Below are 18,650 nucleotides of genomic sequence, written 5' to 3'. Positions count from 1 at the left end.
GCATGCTTGCATCGCCACGATACAGGGCGACTGGCTGCTCTGGATCTGCTTGAGCTTTGAGTGAATCGCCCCACCGCACTCATGGCTCAGAGCTGAAAGCTGGGCTTCGCCCGGTCAACCTTGCTCAAGGAAGACACTTGCCAGGCGATCCGTGATCTCTTCCAGAGCATCGGCAAGTGCACCGCCGTCACGAGCCGCCACACGGACCAGGAGCCCGCACCCACGACGTAGCCCACCGGCCGACGCATAGATCAAGGGCGAACCGGCGAAACGAGCCATGAGCGCGCCCTTGAATTGCAGAACCTCGGCTTCGTCCACGGACCGGACGAGGTATATCGATCCGAAGGCACGAAAAGCTCCGCCCATACCAGGAATGCCGGCGATAATCTGCGCTCCCTCAACCACGGTCCGGTCGAGCGCCAGCAAGGCGCCATTTTCATCCAGCACCTGTGTAGAGCCTCGGAATTGGCGGAATGCCCGGTCACCCCCGCGGGCATCATGCAGGCAAAAGCCCTCACGATAGAGGATCGTCGCATCGGCTGACGCACGCAACATCACCCGTTGCTCCAGCTCGGCATCGGGAAAAAAGATCAGCGGACGGGACAGGTAGCGCAATTGACCATCGCGGCTCACGGCAATGCTTAGGACCTGCTTGGCCAATGTCGGCGGTTTCATCCCATGTACGACGGTCGCGGCCGGGCATTCGATGACGACACGGGCCTGTGGGCCAGCTGTTATCGTCTGGGCTAGGCGCTCCCCGGCATAGAGACCGCCGGAGGATGCCTGCAGGATGAGGCGAGCCGCCGTCTTCGTCGTCGCGGCGCGTAGCGGGGCTGTGACGCAATATGGATAGGACACAGCCCGGGATGCGAGGACCGTGTGCCCGTCGATCGCCCGGACGAAGGCAAGATTGAGTTGAACCGGTCGAGGTTCGGAGATGTTCAAGGCTCGCGGCTCAGCACAGCGTTGCTGATTGCATCGGCAACAGCATCTATGCCTTCCCCGGTGCGGCAGTTGGTGCACAGGACCGGGCGATTACCACGCACAGTGCTCGCCTGTGCGATCATGCGCGGCAGATCGACTCCGACATAGGGGTGGAGATCGACCTTGTTGACGATCAGAAGGTCGGATTGCACCACCCCCGGACCGCGTTTGCGCGGGATGTCGTCGCCCCCGGCGACGTCGATGACAAACAGCCAATAATCGACGAGATCGAGTGAAAATGTGGAAGCGAGGTTGTCGCCGCCACTTTCGATCAAAATGAGATCGAGACCGGGAAAGGCATGATCGAGACTATCGGCTGCTTCCATGTTCAGCGTCGGATCCTCGCGGATCACGGTATGCGGACAAGCCCCGGCCTCCACGGCCAGGATCCGTTCCCGCGCCAAAATACCCGTGCGACGCAAGCGCTCGGCATCCTCTTGGGTGACGAGATCGTTCGTGATCACGGCCACCTCGAGCCTACGCCGGAGCAATGTAGGAACCAGGCGCTCCAGCAGCGCCGTCTTGCCCGAGCCGACCGGCCCGCCGATGCCGACTCTCGCGGCGCCCCTGATACTCATCGCAGCATATATCTCCGGTTGAGCGGCACGATCGAGGTTGGCTCGCAGGTCAGGAGTTTCCCGTCCGCCCGGACCTCGAATGTATTCGGATCCACCTCGATGCGAGGCAAAGCGTCATTGCGCACAAGGTTGCGCTTTGTGAGGGCCCGCACCGAGCGGATCGGCACGAATGCCTTGGCGACCTTCAGCTTGCGATGGACATCCGCTTCCAAAGCGAGGCGGGACACGAAGGTCACCCCGAGATGCTGAGGTGACAGGCCGGTGCTCCCCCACATGGGGCGCTGTATGATCGGTTCGCTGTCGATCTGGCTTGCATTGCCGTCTCCCATCGCGGCCCAGGCCACGAAGCCGCTCTTCATCACCATGCGCGGCTTGATGCCGAAGGAAGCGCGAGACCAGAAGACGAGATCGGCCATCTTGCCCGGTTCGATCGAACCGACATGGGGATCTATGCCTGCGGCGATCGCCGGGTTGATGGTCAGCTTGGCGATGTAGCGCTTGATCCGCTCATTGTCGGCGCGGGCCGTGGTTTCTTCCGGCAAGCGTCCGGCCCGCCGTTTCATCACGCAAGCGAGCTGCCAGCATTTTGCGACATTCTCTGCAAGCCTTCCCATTCCCTGGCTGTCGGTTGCGAAGATCGAGATCGCACCCATGTCGTGCAGGAAATCTTCAGCCGCCATGCTTTGCGGCCGGATACGGGATTCGGCGAAGGCAAGATCCTCGGCCAGCCGCCAGTTCATCGCATGGGCCAGCATGGTCATGGGAACGCCCTCGTTGAGGGCATAGGCGGTGAAAGGATTGGTGGGGTTGGTGGAGGAGGGCAATACGTTGGACTGGCCGTTGACCACGAGCAGATCGGGCGCATGGCCACCACCTGCGCCCTCGGTATGGAACATGTGCACCGTGCGGCCGGCGATTGCCCGCAGGGTATCCTCGCAAAAGCCGAATTCGTTGATGGTGTCGGTATGGACGTTGACCGAGAAATCGTTTCGTTCGGCCGCGACCAGCGATCCGTCGATCACGGCGCCCGAGGCACCCAGATCTTCATGAATCTTCACGCCCAGAGCGCCGCCCGCTACCGATTCCTCCACCGCGCCTGGGTCAGAAGCCCCGCGTCCCAGGAAACCGAAATTCAGACAGGAATGGTCGACCGCCTGGATAAGCTGCCCTACAACATTGGGGCCCGCGCAGCTGGTGTCGAAATGCGGTCCCGGCGACATGCCGATCATGGTCGTCGTTCCGCCGGCCAGCGCATGCTCGCATTGCTCCGGCGACAGGAAATGCGCATGGGCCTCGATGGCGCCGGCGGTCACGATCACATGCTCGCCATGATACATCGTCGTGTTGGGACCTGTGCGCAAGGCAGGATCGACGCCCGCCATGATGTCCGGATTGCCCGCCTTGCCGACACCGGCGATACGACCGTCACGAATACCGATATCCGCCTTCACGATGCCGAGGACGGCATCGATGATGGTTGCGTTGTGGATGACGGAATCGAGCGCACCGGAGGCCGCGGTGCCGGTGGTCTGCAGGCCCTCGCCGTCGCGCATCGCCTTGCCGGCGCCGGTGGTGAGTTCCTCACCATAGACGGTGTAGTCATGCTCGATCTCGGCCAGCAATGTGGTGTCGCCGAGACGAACCATATCGCCCGTGGTGGGGCCATAGGCATCTGCATAGTCACGCCGTGAAATTCTTGCCATGGTGGTCCCGCCTGGTGGGTTGAAGCCCGAAGCATCTTGCGCTTTGCCGAACCCGCGAGAAGCGCAAAGACGCGTCGGAATGATGAGCCAGAGCCAAACCGCGTTTCCGCCTGAACGCGTTTTGCTCTAGAGGCCGCGATAGCCGAAACTGCTTGCCGCTGCGAAAGCACGTCGCCGCACGTCCGGATCGTCCAGCGGGCCATTGGTCAATCCGGCTTGGCCACGCACAATGCGGGCACCTGCCATGGGGACGAGCGTGACAGTCTTGCGCAGGCCCGGTTCGAACCGCTCCCCACCTCCCGATCGGACATCGAGCCGGTAACCGAAAGCCGCGGCGCGGTCGAAGTCCAATGCCCTGTTGGTTTCGAAAAAATGGCTGTGGCTTCGGACCTGGATATCGCGGTCGCCAGTGTTGAGGACCTCGATCATGATGGCGGCCCGGCCTGCATTGAGCTCGATATCGCCGTCCGGCACGATGAGTTCGCCGGGCTCGAGCGGATCGGCCACCGGCTTCTGTCCTTGCTCGATCGGCCGAAAAACGATCACCATCTTGGTGCCTTCTGAAAAACTCGCTTCGACCGCCACGAATTCCACCATGGAGGCGACACCCGGTTCGACGTCGTCGGTGGTGAGGAGCCGGGACGCCATGTCGACGATGACTTCGTAAGTCAGGCCTCGCCGGGCTGAAAACAGCATCTCGTCCGCGATCAGGGCCACGGCTTCCGGATGCGACAAAGCTATCCCGGCTGTGCGCAGCTTGCGGGCATATTCGGCCGCCATGAAAATGGTCAGGCGCTCGATCTCGGTCGGGGACAGATTCATGGCGCTGCCTTGTCAGTTGGAAAAGAGCCGCTGGGTCTGGAGGGCATGCCTCATCATGGCGATGTCGGCGGTTGGTACAAAGCTCGAGGCGCCGTCAAGATCCGCGTCGTCCCGCTTGATGGCGCCGGACAGATAGGGGTGGGCCGCAAGCAGGGCCCGCTGAGCATCGAGATGGCCAATCAATCCGAGCCGGATGGCCGCGGTGGAAAGGGCCGACGCGGTCGAGTAGGCGCTAACCGTCAACGCCGTCATGCGGTCCAGTCTGAGGCCGGCCAGCACGCAACCTTGAACCACCGCCAGATGACCTGCAGCCCGGCCTGTCGTGACAGCCTGTCTGAGGGCAGCCGCACCGGGAATGCCCAACCGGTGGTGGGTACTCAGAAGGGCGCGGCCCGCGCGCTTCGAACCGAGGCGGCCGGCATCCACCGTGGTCGCCGCATCGACGAAGTCGTCGAGCTCGCATAATTGCCCGATGTCCCGGGCCGCCTCATGGGCTCGGATGACGACGATACGATCGAACGAGGCCCATCGGTACGCCAATTGAGCCAGCAGAAAGGCGGGAAAGTCGGCCCGGGCGACCGCTCCGTCGGCGATCAAGGATTCGAGTCCCCAGGAAAAGGCAAAAGCGCCCGCCGGGAATTGCCCGTCCCCGAACTGGAGAGCCGTCAGAAGTCTCTCGATTTCACTCAAGGATAGTCACCTTGCCTCGCTCCAAAAAATCCAGCAGCCGCGCTTGGTAGGACTCGGTCGGGCCATCGAGTGCCACCAAAAGGACGCCGCCTTCGAACCGAACACGCCAATGCAGATTGCCGGCGAGATAACCCAGTTCCAGCTCGGCTCCGGCGGCGGGACGCAGTCTCAGCCACCGCTGCTCGCCGACATGCACCACGATTGCCCGCCTGTTCTCCAGGTAGATCACGGCGCCATCGAACAGCACGCTATCCCGAGGAAGTTGAATGAAGCACTGCGTCCCTGTCTGTGTCACCGCGTGGAAGCGGCGGCGCGGCAGGTCGACAGGGGCGAGCATCAAGGTTTCCAGACCTCCGTCATGACTGATGTCATGTAGCTGGGCTGCCATGGCAGCCTCGGCGCGATTGCCCAAGATGGCGCCAATGACGACGCGACCGATCCTGTCCTGGTTCAATGCCGGTCTCCTCTGCCGGGAATGGACGTCTTTGAAATTGGAGGCCGCCTCAGAGCAAGCCAGGACCACCGGTGACGCCACTTGCACCACCGCAGGCCTTTGCCGAGATTTCGTCTGCGATGACGAGCGTGACCTTTCCCTCCAGGAGGGGATCGGCCGTGGCGAAGAAGCGGGCAACGACCGCGGAACCGTTGTGGGTGTCCATCGCGGCCCGGTCAACGAAACGTTCATAGGTCGTGAACAGGGCGGGATCGCTGCTATCTTGTGAGACGAAAAAGCTGACGGTTCGCGGCTCGTGTGCCTCGACATGGGCAGCAACCTCCAGAAGCGCCTGCCGCATCGCCGCCTCCGAGCCCTTGCGGACCTGAATGATCGCCGTGATCGTTACCATGGCGACACCTCACATCGTCTTCCAGTCGCCAAGCGATTCGAAGGCACTCGCTGCCTGGTAGATGGTGCTCTCGCCATAGTCTCCGGCCACCAACATCAGGCCGATCGGCAGCCCTTCGCTCAAGCCGCACGGGATCGACATTGCCGGGTGCCCGGTTACGTCAAACTGGGAGGTCGTCCCGATCATTTCGAAGGCACGCGCGACGATCTCGGCCAGTGGAGCGTCGGGTCCCGGAAGAGGGGTGGCCTTCATCGGCAGCGTGGGCATCAGCAGCAAGTCGTAGGAGGCGAAGGCGCTGTCATAAGCCGCTTTCATGCGGCGGGCGATATTCTGGGCCTTGCCGTAGTAACGCCCACGATAATGCGTGAGGAAATACTGGCCGACGATCATGGACAGTTTGAGAGTTGGGGACAGATCGTCTGCACGTTCGCGCCAGGCCGAATGGGCGTCGATCAGACTGACATCGTACAGGCCCTTCCAGTTGAAGCCCATGCCATTGCCCAACATCATCTGGGCGGTCAGGCCTTCCAGGCCGATCGGTTGCCATACCGCCGCCGTGAGAGGATGCTCGGGAATGGAGATTTCCTCCACCGTAGCGCCAAGTTCGCGGAACCGCTCGGCCCCCGCCTTGACCTTGTCGACGACATCGGCCTGCATGCCGGCGGTCGAGAAGCCCTCCTTCAGGACCCCGATCTTCAGGCCCTTTACGCCCCTGTCGAGAGCCCTGGTATAGGGCGCTTTTTTGGGCGCGTATTGGCGTGGATCGAGCCCGTCCGCCCCGGCGAGAACTTCGAGCAGCAAGGCGTTGTCCTTGACGTTCGCCGTCATTGGGCCGGTGTGATCGATTGTGGTCTCGATCGGCATGACACCGGTGTAGGGCACCAGCCCGTGTGTCGGTTTCATGCCATAGATGCCGCAATAGGATGCGGGAATACGGATCGATCCGCCCTGGTCGCCACCGATCGCCATGTCGACTTCGCCGGCTGCAACCAGCGCGGCACTGCCCGACGATGAGCCGCCGGCCGAATAGCCGGGCTTATGGGGGTTGTGGACGGGAGCTGGATCCGAGGTGTGACTGCCTCCGGACAGGCAGAAATGCTCACAGGTGGCCTTGCCGAGAATGGTAGCACCGGCATCGAGCATGCGGGTCACGATGGTAGCATCGACACTCGGCACGAAGCCTTCGAGCGTGGACGCGCCATTCATCATTGGTACGCCAGCCAGGCTGACATTGTCCTTCAGCACGACCGTTTTGCCGGCAAGCTTGCCGCGGGCGGCCCCCTTGACCACGCTCTTGTAGTACCAGGCGCCATAGGTGTTTTCGTCCGGACCGGGGCGATAACCGGGGGTACGCGGATATTTCACAGCCGGCACGTTGTCGGGCATGGCGTCGATGATATCGTACGCGTCGAAATTGGGCTGCATCAACGTCAGATAGCCGGCCGCCTGTTCTGCCGACAGGGTCATGCCGAGCTCTGCAGCAACCTCGACAATCTGCAGGGCGGTCGGTCGGGTAATAGCCATCGTCTTTCCTTTCTCGCAAGCAAGGGAAATCAAGAAGTTTGGAGTGTATTGGGGGAGAGGCCGCCGACAGTGGCCTCGCAAGACCGCGGTCGCTAGCTCATGGTCATACCGACGTAACTGGCGACGGCCTCGCTGTCCTTGAGATCATTGGGATTGATCTCTCCAGTAATCCGCCCTTTCTGGATGGTGAGGACGCGCTGCGAAAGCGAAGTGATGAAGTCGAGATTCTGCTCGACCAGGATCATGGCGATGCTGTGCTTGTGCTTGAGACGGAGCAGCGTCTCGATGATCTCCTCGATGATCGAGGGCTGAATGCCCTCGGTCGGTTCATCGAGCAAAACAAGGCGCGGACGTGTGCACAGGCAGCGGGCAAGGGCGAGCAATTGCTGCTCGCCCCCGGACAGTGCGCCACCGCGCCGGTCGAGCAGGCGTACCAGCCTTGGAAATTCACTCAGAACGTCGTCGATGACGACTGGATCTTCCCGCTTGGCGCTGGCCAGGCCCATCCGCAGGTTTTCCATGACCGTGAGGCTGGGAAAGATCTCGCGCCCCTGCGGTACCAAGCCGATTCCGAGCCGTGAGCGGGCATGGGCCGCCAGTCGCGTTACATCGCGATTGTCGAAGGTGACGGAGCCGGCGGTGGTCGGCAGAGAGCCCATGAGAGCGCGCATCAACGTCGTCTTGCCCATGCCGTTGTGACCGAGGATGCCGAGATATTCGCCGGGCTCGAGCGCGAAGCTGACGCCTGTCAGGATGGGAATGCGGCCATAGGCGGCGTGCAGGTTCTTGACGACGAGCATCAGGCGGCCACCTTCTTGCCGAGATAGACGTCGCGTACACGCGGGTCTCGCATGACGACATCGATTGTGTCCTCCATCAGGATTTGGCCTTGATGAAAGACCGTGACGGTCTTGGCGATCATCTTGATGAACTGCATGTCATGCTCCACCACGATGAGCGCACGCGTGAGGTTGATTTCGCGGATGATCTCGGCTGTGCGGACAGTTTCCTCGTCCGTCATGCCGGCTGCCGGCTCATCGAGCAGGATCAGCTCGGGTTCGCCCGCCAGCACCGTGCCGATTTCAACCCATTGCCGCTGGCCATGCGAGAGCTGGCCCACGATGTCATCGGCGCGCCTGGCAAGATGAATCTTGTCCAACACTTCCTCCACCAGTGCCTTGGTACGCATTGGCGGGTTGCGCCGACGTGCCGCCAGCCAGATGTTCTCCCGCACGGACAGTCCGTTGAACACGTTCGGGACCTGTGTCTTGATGCCGACGCCGAGGCGCGCGATTTCATGCGAGGGCGCGCCGGCAATGGGACTGCCGCGAAACGCTATACGACCGGACGTGGGCGTCAGCTGGCCGGTCAGCATCTTGAAGAATGTGCTCTTGCCGGCACCGTTGGGTCCGATCAGGCAGCGCAACTCCACCTCCCCGAGGGTGAAGTCGACCGTGTTGACGGCCACCACACCGCCGAAGCGCATGGTCAGGCCTTGCGTGCGCAGCAGCGGAACGAGATCTGCCATCACTCGGCCTCCACGGGTTGATCGGCGTCGCGGATAGACGCCGCACGGCGTGGCAAGGCTCGCAGCACCTGCAGCAGGAGATCGCGCACCGCCGGGATCAGCCCCTTGGGGAGCAGCAGCACAAAGGCGATCAGGATCACGCCGAGGATGAGGTTGGAGTTGAATGTCTGCTGCGATCCGATCTGTGCCACGAGATATTGAATCAGGAAGCAGCCGACCACCGGCCCGATCAGTGTGCCAAGGCCACCGACCGTCACCCAGATGATGATCTCGGCTGAAAGGGACAGGGCGAAGATCGTCGGGCTGACGAACGCACCCCAATTGACGTAAAGAGCGCCGGCGAGACCGGCAATGGCACTGCCGACGACAAAGACGGCAAGCTTGATCAGGCGCGGATCATAACCCAGCAGCGAGGCGCGAACCTCGTTTTCCCGGACAGCGACGGCGACACGCCCGAACGGGCTCCACAACAGCAGGCGCAGGAACATATAGACCAGGATGAGCCCCCCACCCGTGGCATACCAGCCCTGGACGGGATCGAGCACTGTCTCAGGATCGAATGGCATGTTGAAGGTCGGTACCGACGGCATGCCGTTGAAGCCGCCCAGTGGAGCCGTGCCGATGCGGTATTCGTCGCCCGCCGTCGAATTGACGACGTTGAACAGGATCAGCGTGACGGTCAGCGTAATGACGCCAAGATAGACGTCGCTGATGCGCCCATAGAAAACGAAATAGCCCAGGACCGTGGCAAAGATTGCCGGCACGATCATGGCCAGCAGGATGGCACCGGTGGAGTCGCCATAGTTGATTGCAGCAACCGCATAGGCATAACCGCCGAGGCCGAAGAAGGCGGTCTGCCCGAAGGACAGAATACCGCCGAAGCCCCAGATGAAGCCGAGGCTGAGTGCCAGGACACCCATCGCCGCAAACAGCGTCAGCTGCATGAGATCGAAGACCTCGAATATTTGTGGCGCCATCGCCGTTGCTGCAATGGCGGCGGCCAAGGCGATGAATTGGAGGAATAGCTTGGCTTTTGCCGACATCACAGCCTTCCCTTGAAGAAGCGGCCGGAGATGCCCTGGGGCAGCAGGCGGATGAGGATGATGGCCGATATGAACAGGATGACCTCACCGAAGACCGGCGTGGTCAGGTAGGAACCCATCTGGTTGATCAGGCCGAAGAGCCCCGAGGCCGAGGCAGTCCCCGCCAGAATGGCACTCCCCCCGCCGACCACCGTGATGAAGGCCTTGGCAACATAGGCGGCGCCCATGGTCGGCACCACGCCGGAGACCGGAGCCAATACGCCGCCTGCCAGGCCCGTAATGGCTGCGCCGATGCCGAAGGTCGTCATGTAGATCCGGCTCGGATTGACACCGAGCGCCGCAGCCATGCCGGGATTCTGCATCGTGGCACGGGAAACCAGGCCAAAACGCGTGTAACGCAGCATGCCGAAGATCAGCGCCAGCATGATCAGCGCCACAGCAACCAGGAACAACGTATAGTAGCTCGACTTGTACTCCCCGATCGAAAAGCCGCCGAGGGGAGTTGGAACCCCCTTGATGGTATTGCCGTAGATCGTGGTGACCAGGCCGACAATGAACAGGCTCAATCCCCAGGTCGCCAGCATCGTGTCCACCAGGCGACCATAGAGGAAGCGGATCAGACAACGTTCGACGATGATGCCGACCAGACCGACGAAAACCGGCGCGACGATCAGCATGGCAATCCAGATGTTCACACCGGCATTGGCGGAGATGACGGTGGCATAGGCACCGAGCATCACGAACTCGCCATGAGCGAGGTTGATGATCTTCATCATCCCGAAGATGATCGCCAGCCCGAGGCAGAGCAGGACGAGGGACGCCGCTCCGTTCAGCACATCGAGTGCGAGAATGATTACAAGTTCCATGAATGGGGCAGGCTCCGCCGGGTTCGTCAAACGGAAAGGCGGTGCCACGCCAGGTCGCGGCACCGAGGCAATGGCGCCGTCTTCAGATCTTGATGACGTATTGCTGGTTGTCGGCCGGGGTTTTGATCAGATCACAGACGCCGGCCGTATCCAGCGGTTTTTGCTGCTCATAGGTTTCGAGTACAGACCATTTCTTAGCCTTCACATCGGCCAGATAGGCGTTGCGCATAGCATGATGGGTGGCGTGGTCGAGAACGACCTTGCCGCTCGGGCCGTCGAAGGACACGCCGCTTTCGAGGGCAGCGATCACCTTCATGCGATCGATCGAACCGGCGGCCTTGACCCCCGCGATCCACAAATAGAAGCCCTCATAGGTCGCCGCAGCGAGCTCGCTGATATAGGGAATATCAGCATACTTATCCTTGAGTTTCTTGACGTAGGTTGTGCTGGCGGTCGTCGTCAGCTCCTCGAAATAGCCATAAGCTCCCAGCACTCCCTCGCTTTCGGTTGCGTCCAGTGTCGTCGGCTCGTTGACCAGGCCGAACGTGGTGGAGGCGATCGGGATCTGCCCCTTCATGCCGGACGAGGTCCATTGCCGGTAGAAGGAGGTGTGGTTGCCGCCAACGAGCGCCGACAGCACGATGTCCGGCTTGGCGGCCTGGATCTTGCTGATGGTCGGACCGAAATTGGTGACGTCCAGCGGGAAGAAATCGATCGACAGGACTTCTCCGCCATTGTCCTTGACATATTTCGTCATCCACTTTGCGGTGATCTGGCCGTAATTATAGTCGGCGGCGATGATGTAGGCCTTCTTGCCCCATTTCTTCATCGCATAGGGGACGAGTTTCTCCACCGTTTGCGCCGGAGTCGTGCCGGTGCAGAAGGTATTGCGATCGCAGACGCCACCCTCGTAAAGCGTGTTGTAGAAGTAGAGGATCTTGAAGCGATCGAAGGTCGGCCGGACCGCCTCGCGCGAGGCGGAAGTAATCCCGCCATGGACGACCGCAACCTTGTCCTTGAGCGCCAGAGCCTGGGCATATTGTGAATACATCTGGATATTCGACTGGGTGTCGTAATGCACCAGCTTCAGCGGCCGGCCGAGCAGTCCGCCGGAGGCGTTCACCTCGTCGATAGCAACGTTGAGGCTGTCGACCATCGGAACGCCCGAAGCGGCGATGGGCCCCGACTGGTCGTGCAGGCTGCCGACCAGGATCGGCGCCTCCGCGCCGAAAGCACTTCTGGAAATCAGGGCCGGTGCTGCGATGGCGGCAACGGATGCGGAAAGGGTCGTCTTGAGAAAGCTGCGGCGCGACGTCGGCATAGATTGGTCCCCTCAAGGGCGTGTTCGGCCGCCCATGAGAGTTATATGAAATTACAATATATGAAATTGCAATAACTTTTTGCACCGCAATATGGAAGACTTCACCACGGGTCCCTGACACGAAACTCATGGCCGTCGACCTCGGCGAAATGGACGGGCTGGCTGCCCCCGGCAACGATCCGTGCCTTGAAGCCACGTGCTGTCCGCACCTGCATGGCGCGGCCCACCCTGCGGCGCAGATCTCCCGGACGCAGCCCCCCAGCCGACGCGACAAGGCAGGCGAGACAATGAATCCCTTCGTAGCAGGACTGGCCGAACCCGTTCATCGGCGGCGGCGTCTCACCGAAGCAACTGTGATAGCGCTCGAGGAACGCATCGTTGTTGCGAGAGCGCAGAGCCGAGAAATAAGCCGAGGTCACAAAAAGGTTCTCGGTGCAGTCGGCACCCAGGCCATAAAGGATGGTCTCGTCGATCGCCGAGGAGAAGCGCAAGATCTTCCTCGCCAGGCCGGCCTCTGAAAAGGCGCGGTTAAAGCCGATTGCCTCATAGCCGAGCAGGTAGGGCATGACCACATCCGGCTGCGCGCGACGTATCTTGTCGAGCAGCGGTTCATAGTCGTCAAAGCCGAAAGGCAAGATCGTTTCACCCACGACGATGCCGCCTGCCGACTGGATGATGTGCCGCGCCTCTTCGAAGGTGGCACGCGGCCAGACATAGTCGTTGCCGACCAGGTAATAGCGTCGCACCGCCTTCTTGTTTGCCAGCCATGCAATGCCCGGATGCAACAATTCCTTCGAAGTTTCACCGACCGTGACCACACCGCGATCGCTTTCATGGCCTTCGAATTGCGGCGTGTAGATATAGGGTACGCGACCGGCGACAGCGTGGGAGATGGCCCTGCGCGCATAGCTGGGCACAAGGGCGACGACCGCATCGACTTCATCGATATCGACGATGTCTGCCGCCGCCAGCGCGGCCGAGCGCCCGGTCGTGCCGGCATCGGCGAGAACCAGTTCAAGTTCCTGACCGATCAGGCCTCCCGCGACGTTGATTTCGGCAACCGCGAGAATTGCGCTCGCTTCGGCGGACGCGGACCAAATGCCGGCGGGACCCTGCCGCGGCGTGAGCAAGCCAATCTTGATCATCTCGGTCGACGTTCGGACATTACAGCCGTCTGAGGTCCATCCAAGTCACCGGATCCGCATGCACAAACCATGCCACCGGTAGCGGACCGTGTTTTCGTCCCCAAACTGCCGAGAGCCGCGATGTGCAAAAGCAGGATGCTGTCGAGCGCGCTGGTCCAACGCCGTATTCTTGGGCAATTGGTGGATTTCTCATCGCAGAAACAACTGCGAAGGCTATGCGCGGTATGACCGAACCATCATGACGACAATTTTGGTTTGGACGCTTGAACGGCACGGGCCGAGTAGGGTAATTATCTGAAATTGCGAATATTGAAGATGAGAAGTTCGGCTTGGCACGCTCCGACAAGATGGAAGATCAACTAGCCTATCTCATTGCGAGCGTGAACCGCCAGCTTGAGGAGGATCTAGAGGACAGGCTGAGGCCCGAGGGCATTCCGATCGAGCAGTTCCGCATCCTGACTGCCTTGGCGGCGCGGAGCGGCCTGTCGATGGGCCATCTCGCCGAGCTGGTGCTGGTCGATGCGACCACCCTGACAAAGATCATCGATCGCATGGTGGCTGACGCGCTGGTATATCGGGGCCCGGATCCGAACGACCGCCGCAAGGTTCTCATCTATCTCGCAAGCAAGGGCACGGCTCTGCACATCAAGCTCGACGAGATCGTCGGTGACCAACAGCGTCATATCATCGATCGCCTGCGGGGTGACAAAGCGGAAACTCTCAAAGGGTTACTGCGCGATCTGATGATGGACTAGGTTTTGTGAACAAGCTCTGATGGCATGACGGGGTGGTGGTCCAAGACTGCCTTTTGGAGGCATTTTATCGCCAACGCAAAAGTTGAGATGTCGGCTCGTCATCCAATTTTGTGCCCGCCGGACGCAGTGCGGCCAAACTCCTCCGAATCCCGGCTATAAAATGCAAAGACCGTCCTGCCGATCAGACCAGGACGGCAGTTGATCTATGCCAGAACTGGTTGTGGTGGCAGGATTTGATCATTATTGGCGGTCATCACAGACACGTCACGGCATGCTACAAATTATGCGCGTCGACGGTTCCGGCGGGTTATTTCGTACTGCAGCCCAATTGGTACAGTCTGTCGAAACCAGTGATCGCGCATCTCCAAACGAACAAGTGAAGAGATGGGTTCTCTTGCTTGCATGCCCACGATACGCAAGGTGACGACCAAATGGCTATAGGCCCCACACGATGGCCTTCTCATGGCGTTCTATCAGCAGCGCCAGATCCTTGAAGCGCTTGGTGACATGAGCGACGAAAGCATCCACGGCCGGAGCTCGCGTCGCGTTGCTCTGCTGCAATATGCCCAAGGCGCGCTCGGGGTGGGGAATTCTGACCGGCAGCGCCGTGATCGATTTCTCGTTGCGATAGGCGAAGACCACGCTGTGGGGCAGCACGGTGAGCGCATCGCTTGATTTCAGGTAGTTGATGGCGCTGGACAGCGAGCCGCCGGAATAGCGGATCTTGATTTCCGTGGCCCCCAGTGACAGCGCCATGCTATTGAGGTCGGCATAGAGGGGACTGCCCTCCGGCGGACCGACCCAGGGATAGTCGAGCAGGCTTGCCGGATCGAGACGGCGCTTCATCAGCAAGGGGTGAGTCGTGCGGCAGGCGACGACATTGCGTCCGGGCAACACCACGTCGAAACGCAGGCCCGATCCTTCCTTCAGCACGTCGATGGGGCAGATCGCAATATCGATGCGGTCCGCGTCCAGCGCCGCCCGCAATTGCCCCAGATAGCCATAGCTCTGCTCGACACGGACATCGGGACGCCTGTCCTGGAATTCGGCGATCATGCCCGAGATCAGTGCGTCGGAGAAGAAGGGAGAACCGCCCACCCTGACGACCCCAAACGCGCCTTTCTGAAATCCGGCGACGAGGGCCGATGCCTTGCGCGAAGCCGCAAGCATGGTCTGGCCGTGGCTCGCCAGCGCCTGTCCCAAGGCCGTCGGTTGCAGGGGCCGCCGCCCTTTGACGAAAAGAGGCTCGCCGATACGCTGCTCCATCATCGCAATCGTTCGTGACACGGCCGGCTGCGTCATGCCGAGCAGGATCGCAGCCTCCGTCACGCCGCCGGCCTGGACCACGGCGGCAAGTTGGACCAGGTGGCGCTCGTCAAGCTTCATAGCAATTTGCTATATTGTTTAATTGAGAAATGATCAATATGCAGGCTGGTGCCGGGTATGTTGCTCCTCGGGAGGAACAGCCGGTGGCTATCAGGTCGTTGAACGCACAGAACTCGGCTGATGTCGTGATGGAGCGCGTCGGCCCCGGCGTAAAGGAAACCTCCGCTTCATTCCTCAATTCGCTGGTGAGGCATTTGCATGCCTTTGTGCGCGAAACCCGGCCGACCAGGGACCAGTGGCGCTCCGCCATGCAGCTTTTGACCGACATTGGTCACGCCACCGATGACCGGCGCCAGGAGTGGGTGTTGGCCTCGGATCTGCTGGGTGTCACCGCCCTCGTCGAAGAGATCAATGCCCAGCGCCACAAGGGCGCCACGCCCAATACGGTGCGCGGGCCGTTCTATCGTCCGGACGCACCCGCCATTGCCAATGGCGGATCGATCTCGCTCGATGGTGCCGGCGAGGCCCTTCTGGTTCGTGGCCGTGTCGTCGACCTTGACAGCGTGGCCATCCCGGGCGCCGTTGTCGAGACTTGGCAGGCCAATGCCGACGGATATTACGAGAACCAGCAGCCCGATCGGCAGCCGGAATTCAACCTGCGCGGCATCCTGAAAACCGACGGCCATGGCGGTTTTCTCTACCGCACGGTGCGCCCCGCCGGGTATGCGACACCGACCGACGGCCCCGTCGGCCGGATGCTGGCGGGCCTCGGTGTCTCGCTGCGGCGGCCGGCACATCTGCACTTCATCATCAGCGCCGACGGCTTCGAGACCATCTCCACGCATGTCTTCGACGGTAGCGATCCAGGCCTGGGGCAGGATGCCCTGTTCGGCGTCAAGCCCGAGCTCATCGGAGACATCAGGCGCGACGGCGATGGCTGGGCGCTCGACTTCACGTTCGTCATGGCCCGGGCCAGGCAGGAAAGGCGTGCAGCATGAACCTCTCATTCGTCTATCAAGGCAGCCCCGCGCATATCGTCTTCGGCGAAGGTTCGTCCAGGCATGTCGGCGAGTGGGTTGAAAAGCTCGGTGCCAGCAGGGCGCTCGTGCTGACCACGCCGCACCAGAAAGCCGAGGGCGAGGCCATGGCCACGGCCCTTGGCGGGCTTGCGGTCGGAACCTATGACAACGCCACGATGCACACCCCGGTCGATGTGACCGAAGCGGCCGTTGCACGTGTTCTGGACTTGAAGGCCGACATGGTCGTGGCGCTCGGCGGCGGCTCGACCACGGGCCTCGGCAAGGCAATCGCCTATCGCACCGATCTGCCACAGATCGTGGTGCCCACCACCTATGCCGGCTCGGAGGTGACGCCCATTCTCGGCCAGACCGAAGGCGGCGAGAAGACCACGCTGCGCAGCCCGAAAGTCCTGCCCGAGGTGGTGATCTACGATCCCGATCTGACGCTGGGCCTGCCGGTGGGCATGAGCGTGACCAGCGGCCTGAATGCCATTGCCCACGCCGCCGAAGCGCTCTATGCGCCGGACGGCAACCCGATCACCGCGCTGATGGCCGCCGAAGGCATGCGTGCCATCCGGCAGGCGCTGCCGGTCATCACCGCCTCGGCCAGGGACAGGCCGGCTCGCACCGATGCGCTTTACGGGGCCTGGCTCTGCGGCTCGGTGCTGGGCCAGGTCGCGATGTCGCTGCACCACAAGATCTGCCACACGCTGGGCGGCAGCTTCGACACGCCCCATGCCGAAACCCATGCCATCATGCTGCCGCACACCATCGGCTTCAACGCAGGCGCCGCTGGAAAAGAGCTGCAACCGGTTTCCGACATCTTTGGCGGCACGCCCGGCCAGGCACTCTACGATTTCGCCAGGTCCGTCGGATCACCGATGGCGCTGAAGGATTTCGGCCTGAAAGAAATCGATCTCGACCGTGCCGCCGAGATTGCGACCAGAAACCCCTACGCCAACCCTCGACCCATCGACCGCGCTTCCATCCGCGCCCTGCTCCAGGATGCCTGGGAGGGAAGCCGACCGCCACTTTAGGCCCGATAGCTTCCGGGTAAGAAAACGTACCAAAACAATGGGTTAGAGAAAAAGATGCGATCCGTAGAAGTCGCACTTTTCTCTGGTTTCACGACGATCTTCCTGGGGAGGAAAGCAATGATCACGCGTCGCCATTTCCTGAAGACTTCCGCCATGCTCGGCACGACCGCCGCCTTCGGCGGGGTCGCCAGCCCGGCCATCGCGGCAGGCGCCGCGATCAAGCTCGGCTATGTCAGCCCGCAGACCGGGCCGCTGGCAGCCTTCGCCGAAGCCGACAAGTTCATCATCGACGGCTTCCTCGCGGCGACCAAGGCCGCGGGCGCGAACTTCGAGGTCATCGTCAAGGACAGCCAGTCCAATCCGAACCGTGCCGCCGAAGTCGCCAAGGAACTGGTGGTCGATTCCCAGGTGAACCTGATGCTGGTCGCCTCGACGCCCGAGACGACCAATCCGGTGGCGACGATCTGCGAGGCCGAGGGCATGCCCTGCATCTCGACCGTGGCGCCCTGGCAACCCTGGTTCATCGGCCAGCAGGGCAATCCCGGCGCGCCGGATTCCTGGAAGCCGTTCGAGAGCGTCTTCCATTTCTTCTGGGGCCTGGAAGACGTCATCGCCGTCTTCACCAACATGTGGGGCCAGCTCGAAACCAACAAGAAGGTCGGCGGCCTGTTCCCCAATGACGGCGACGGCAATGCCTGGGGGGATCCGAAAGTCGGCTTTCCACCGGTGCTCGAGAAGAAGGGCCTCACCCTCACCGATCCGGGCCGCTACCAGAACCTGACCGACGACTTCTCCGCCCAGATCAACGCCTTCAAGACAGCCAAGGCGGAGATCATCACCGGCGTGATGATCCCGCCGGATTTCACCACCTTCTGGAACCAGGCGCAGCAGCAGGGCTTCAAGCCGAAAATCGCCTCGATCGGCAAGGCTATCCTGTTCCCGCAGGCCGTCGAAGCCTTGGGCAAGGCCGGGCACAACCTGTCGTCCGAGGTGTGGTGGACGCCCAACCATCCGTTCAAGTCTTCCTTGACCGGCGACAGCTCGGCGGCCCTGGCGGCGGGCTTCACCAAGGCGACGAACCGTCCGTGGACCCAGCCCATCGGCTTCGTACATGCCCTGTTCGAACTGGCCGCCGACGTGATGAAACGCGCCGATCCCACCAATGCCGAGGCGGTGATCGCAGCCATCGCCGCCACCAGGCTCGACACCATCGTCGGCAGGGTCGCCTGGGACGGTGCCAACCTCCCGCCCTTCGCGGCGAAGAACGTCGCCAAGACGCCGCTGGTCGGCGGCCAGTGGCGGCTTAGGGATGGCGGCGGCTACGATCTCGTCATCACCGATAACCAGACCGCGCCGAACATCCCGACCGGCGGCAAGATGGAAGCGATCGCCTAGAGGCCATTCCTTATCCGGTGCCATCGCGGCTCCCTCCTCCCCGTCGACGCGGAGAGGGACAGGAGAAGA

At 61.8% G+C, this 18,650-nt stretch carries 19 protein-coding genes; 4 read left to right on the top strand and 15 right to left on the bottom strand.

Features of this window, described 5'->3' with window-relative positions; translation table 11 throughout:
• Nucleotides 1-114: 114 nt before the first annotated feature.
• From QM672_RS04600 to QM672_RS04535, 14 genes are all read right to left on the bottom strand, one after another.
• Nucleotides 115-945 (bottom strand): urease accessory protein UreD, encoded by an 831-nt coding sequence (locus tag QM672_RS04600; protein WP_415080917.1) that lies wholly within the window; start codon nt 943-945, stop codon nt 115-117.
• Nucleotides 942-1,562, bottom strand: a complete 621-nt coding sequence (ureG, locus tag QM672_RS04595; protein ID WP_415080915.1) for an urease accessory protein UreG — start codon at nt 1,560-1,562, stop codon at nt 942-944. Before ureG ends, QM672_RS04600 begins: the two co-directional genes overlap by 4 nt.
• Nucleotides 1,559-3,265: an urease subunit alpha gene (gene ureC, locus QM672_RS04590; RefSeq protein ID WP_415080913.1), complete on the bottom strand. Its 1,707-nt coding sequence runs from the start codon at nt 3,263-3,265 to the stop codon at nt 1,559-1,561. Before ureC ends, ureG begins: the two co-directional genes overlap by 4 nt.
• Nucleotides 3,266-3,391: 126 nt before the next feature.
• A complete protein-coding gene (gene ureB, locus QM672_RS04585; protein ID WP_415080911.1) occupies nt 3,392-4,087 on the bottom strand; it encodes an urease subunit beta in 696 nt (231 codons plus the stop codon).
• A gap of 12 nt (nt 4,088-4,099) precedes the next feature.
• Nucleotides 4,100-4,777 (bottom strand): urease accessory protein UreF, encoded by a 678-nt coding sequence (locus tag QM672_RS04580; protein WP_415080909.1) that lies wholly within the window; start codon nt 4,775-4,777, stop codon nt 4,100-4,102.
• On the bottom strand, nt 4,770-5,231 hold the full coding sequence (locus tag QM672_RS04575; RefSeq protein WP_415080907.1) for an urease accessory protein UreE: 462 nt from the start codon (nt 5,229-5,231) through the stop codon (nt 4,770-4,772). Before QM672_RS04575 ends, QM672_RS04580 begins: the two co-directional genes overlap by 8 nt.
• A 49-nt stretch (nt 5,232-5,280) precedes the next feature.
• Entirely contained in the window at nt 5,281-5,622 is a 342-nt protein-coding gene (locus tag QM672_RS04570) for a putative quinol monooxygenase (protein WP_415080905.1), read from the bottom strand.
• 9 nt (nt 5,623-5,631) lie between these two features.
• Entirely contained in the window at nt 5,632-7,146 is a 1,515-nt protein-coding gene (locus QM672_RS04565; protein ID WP_415080903.1) for an amidase, read from the bottom strand.
• A gap of 92 nt (nt 7,147-7,238) precedes the next feature.
• On the bottom strand, nt 7,239-7,946 hold the full coding sequence (locus QM672_RS04560) for an ABC transporter ATP-binding protein (RefSeq protein ID WP_415080901.1): 708 nt from the start codon (nt 7,944-7,946) through the stop codon (nt 7,239-7,241).
• Nucleotides 7,946-8,674 (bottom strand): ATP-binding cassette domain-containing protein, encoded by a 729-nt coding sequence (locus QM672_RS04555; RefSeq protein WP_311937127.1) that lies wholly within the window; start codon nt 8,672-8,674, stop codon nt 7,946-7,948. Before QM672_RS04555 ends, QM672_RS04560 begins: the two co-directional genes overlap by 1 nt.
• Nucleotides 8,674-9,717, bottom strand: coding sequence for an ABC transporter permease subunit (locus tag QM672_RS04550; protein WP_415080899.1), 1,044 nt, complete (start codon nt 9,715-9,717; stop codon nt 8,674-8,676). The genes QM672_RS04555 and QM672_RS04550 overlap by 1 nt, the downstream gene beginning before the upstream one ends.
• A complete protein-coding gene (locus QM672_RS04545) occupies nt 9,717-10,583 on the bottom strand; it encodes a branched-chain amino acid ABC transporter permease (protein WP_415080897.1) in 867 nt (288 codons plus the stop codon). The genes QM672_RS04550 and QM672_RS04545 overlap by 1 nt, the downstream gene beginning before the upstream one ends.
• Before the next feature lie 82 nt (nt 10,584-10,665).
• Nucleotides 10,666-11,904 carry an ABC transporter substrate-binding protein gene (locus QM672_RS04540; protein ID WP_415080895.1) on the bottom strand — a complete coding sequence of 413 codons (1,239 nt, stop codon included), beginning with the start codon at nt 11,902-11,904 and terminating at the stop codon, nt 10,666-10,668.
• 101 nt (nt 11,905-12,005) lie between these two features.
• Nucleotides 12,006-13,049 carry a substrate-binding domain-containing protein gene (locus tag QM672_RS04535; RefSeq protein ID WP_311937139.1) on the bottom strand — a complete coding sequence of 348 codons (1,044 nt, stop codon included), beginning with the start codon at nt 13,047-13,049 and terminating at the stop codon, nt 12,006-12,008.
• Between the two features lie 329 nt (nt 13,050-13,378).
• Here QM672_RS04535 and QM672_RS04530 point away from each other — a divergent pair, with 329 nt between their 5' ends.
• Nucleotides 13,379-13,804 carry a MarR family winged helix-turn-helix transcriptional regulator gene (locus tag QM672_RS04530; protein ID WP_311937140.1) on the top strand — a complete coding sequence of 142 codons (426 nt, stop codon included), beginning with the start codon at nt 13,379-13,381 and terminating at the stop codon, nt 13,802-13,804.
• Between the two features lie 435 nt (nt 13,805-14,239).
• Here the strand turns inward: QM672_RS04530 and QM672_RS04525 are convergent, their stop codons facing one another.
• On the bottom strand, nt 14,240-15,190 hold the full coding sequence (locus QM672_RS04525; RefSeq protein WP_415080892.1) for a LysR family transcriptional regulator: 951 nt from the start codon (nt 15,188-15,190) through the stop codon (nt 14,240-14,242).
• Nucleotides 15,191-15,318: 128 nt separating this feature from the next.
• Between QM672_RS04525 and QM672_RS04520 the strand changes: the two genes are divergently transcribed.
• From QM672_RS04520 to QM672_RS04510, 3 genes are all read left to right on the top strand, one after another.
• On the top strand, nt 15,319-16,128 hold the full coding sequence (locus tag QM672_RS04520; protein ID WP_415081142.1) for a dioxygenase: 810 nt from the start codon (nt 15,319-15,321) through the stop codon (nt 16,126-16,128).
• The gene (locus QM672_RS04515; RefSeq protein ID WP_415080890.1) at nt 16,125-17,186 is read left to right on the top strand and encodes a maleylacetate reductase; all 1,062 of its coding nucleotides are present in this window, start codon (nt 16,125-16,127) and stop codon (nt 17,184-17,186) included. Before QM672_RS04520 ends, QM672_RS04515 begins: the two co-directional genes overlap by 4 nt.
• A 117-nt stretch (nt 17,187-17,303) precedes the next feature.
• Nucleotides 17,304-18,581 carry an ABC transporter substrate-binding protein gene (locus tag QM672_RS04510; RefSeq protein WP_415080888.1) on the top strand — a complete coding sequence of 426 codons (1,278 nt, stop codon included), beginning with the start codon at nt 17,304-17,306 and terminating at the stop codon, nt 18,579-18,581.
• The last annotated feature ends 69 nt before the right edge of the window (nt 18,582-18,650 follow it).

Source organism: Labrys sp. (in: a-proteobacteria) (genome assembly GCF_047605565.1).
In the GTDB taxonomy this organism is placed as follows: Bacteria; Pseudomonadota; Alphaproteobacteria; order Rhizobiales; family Labraceae; genus Labrys; species Labrys neptuniae.
Note: the sequence above shows the minus strand (reverse complement) of the source record. Positions and strands in the feature narration are given on the sequence as shown.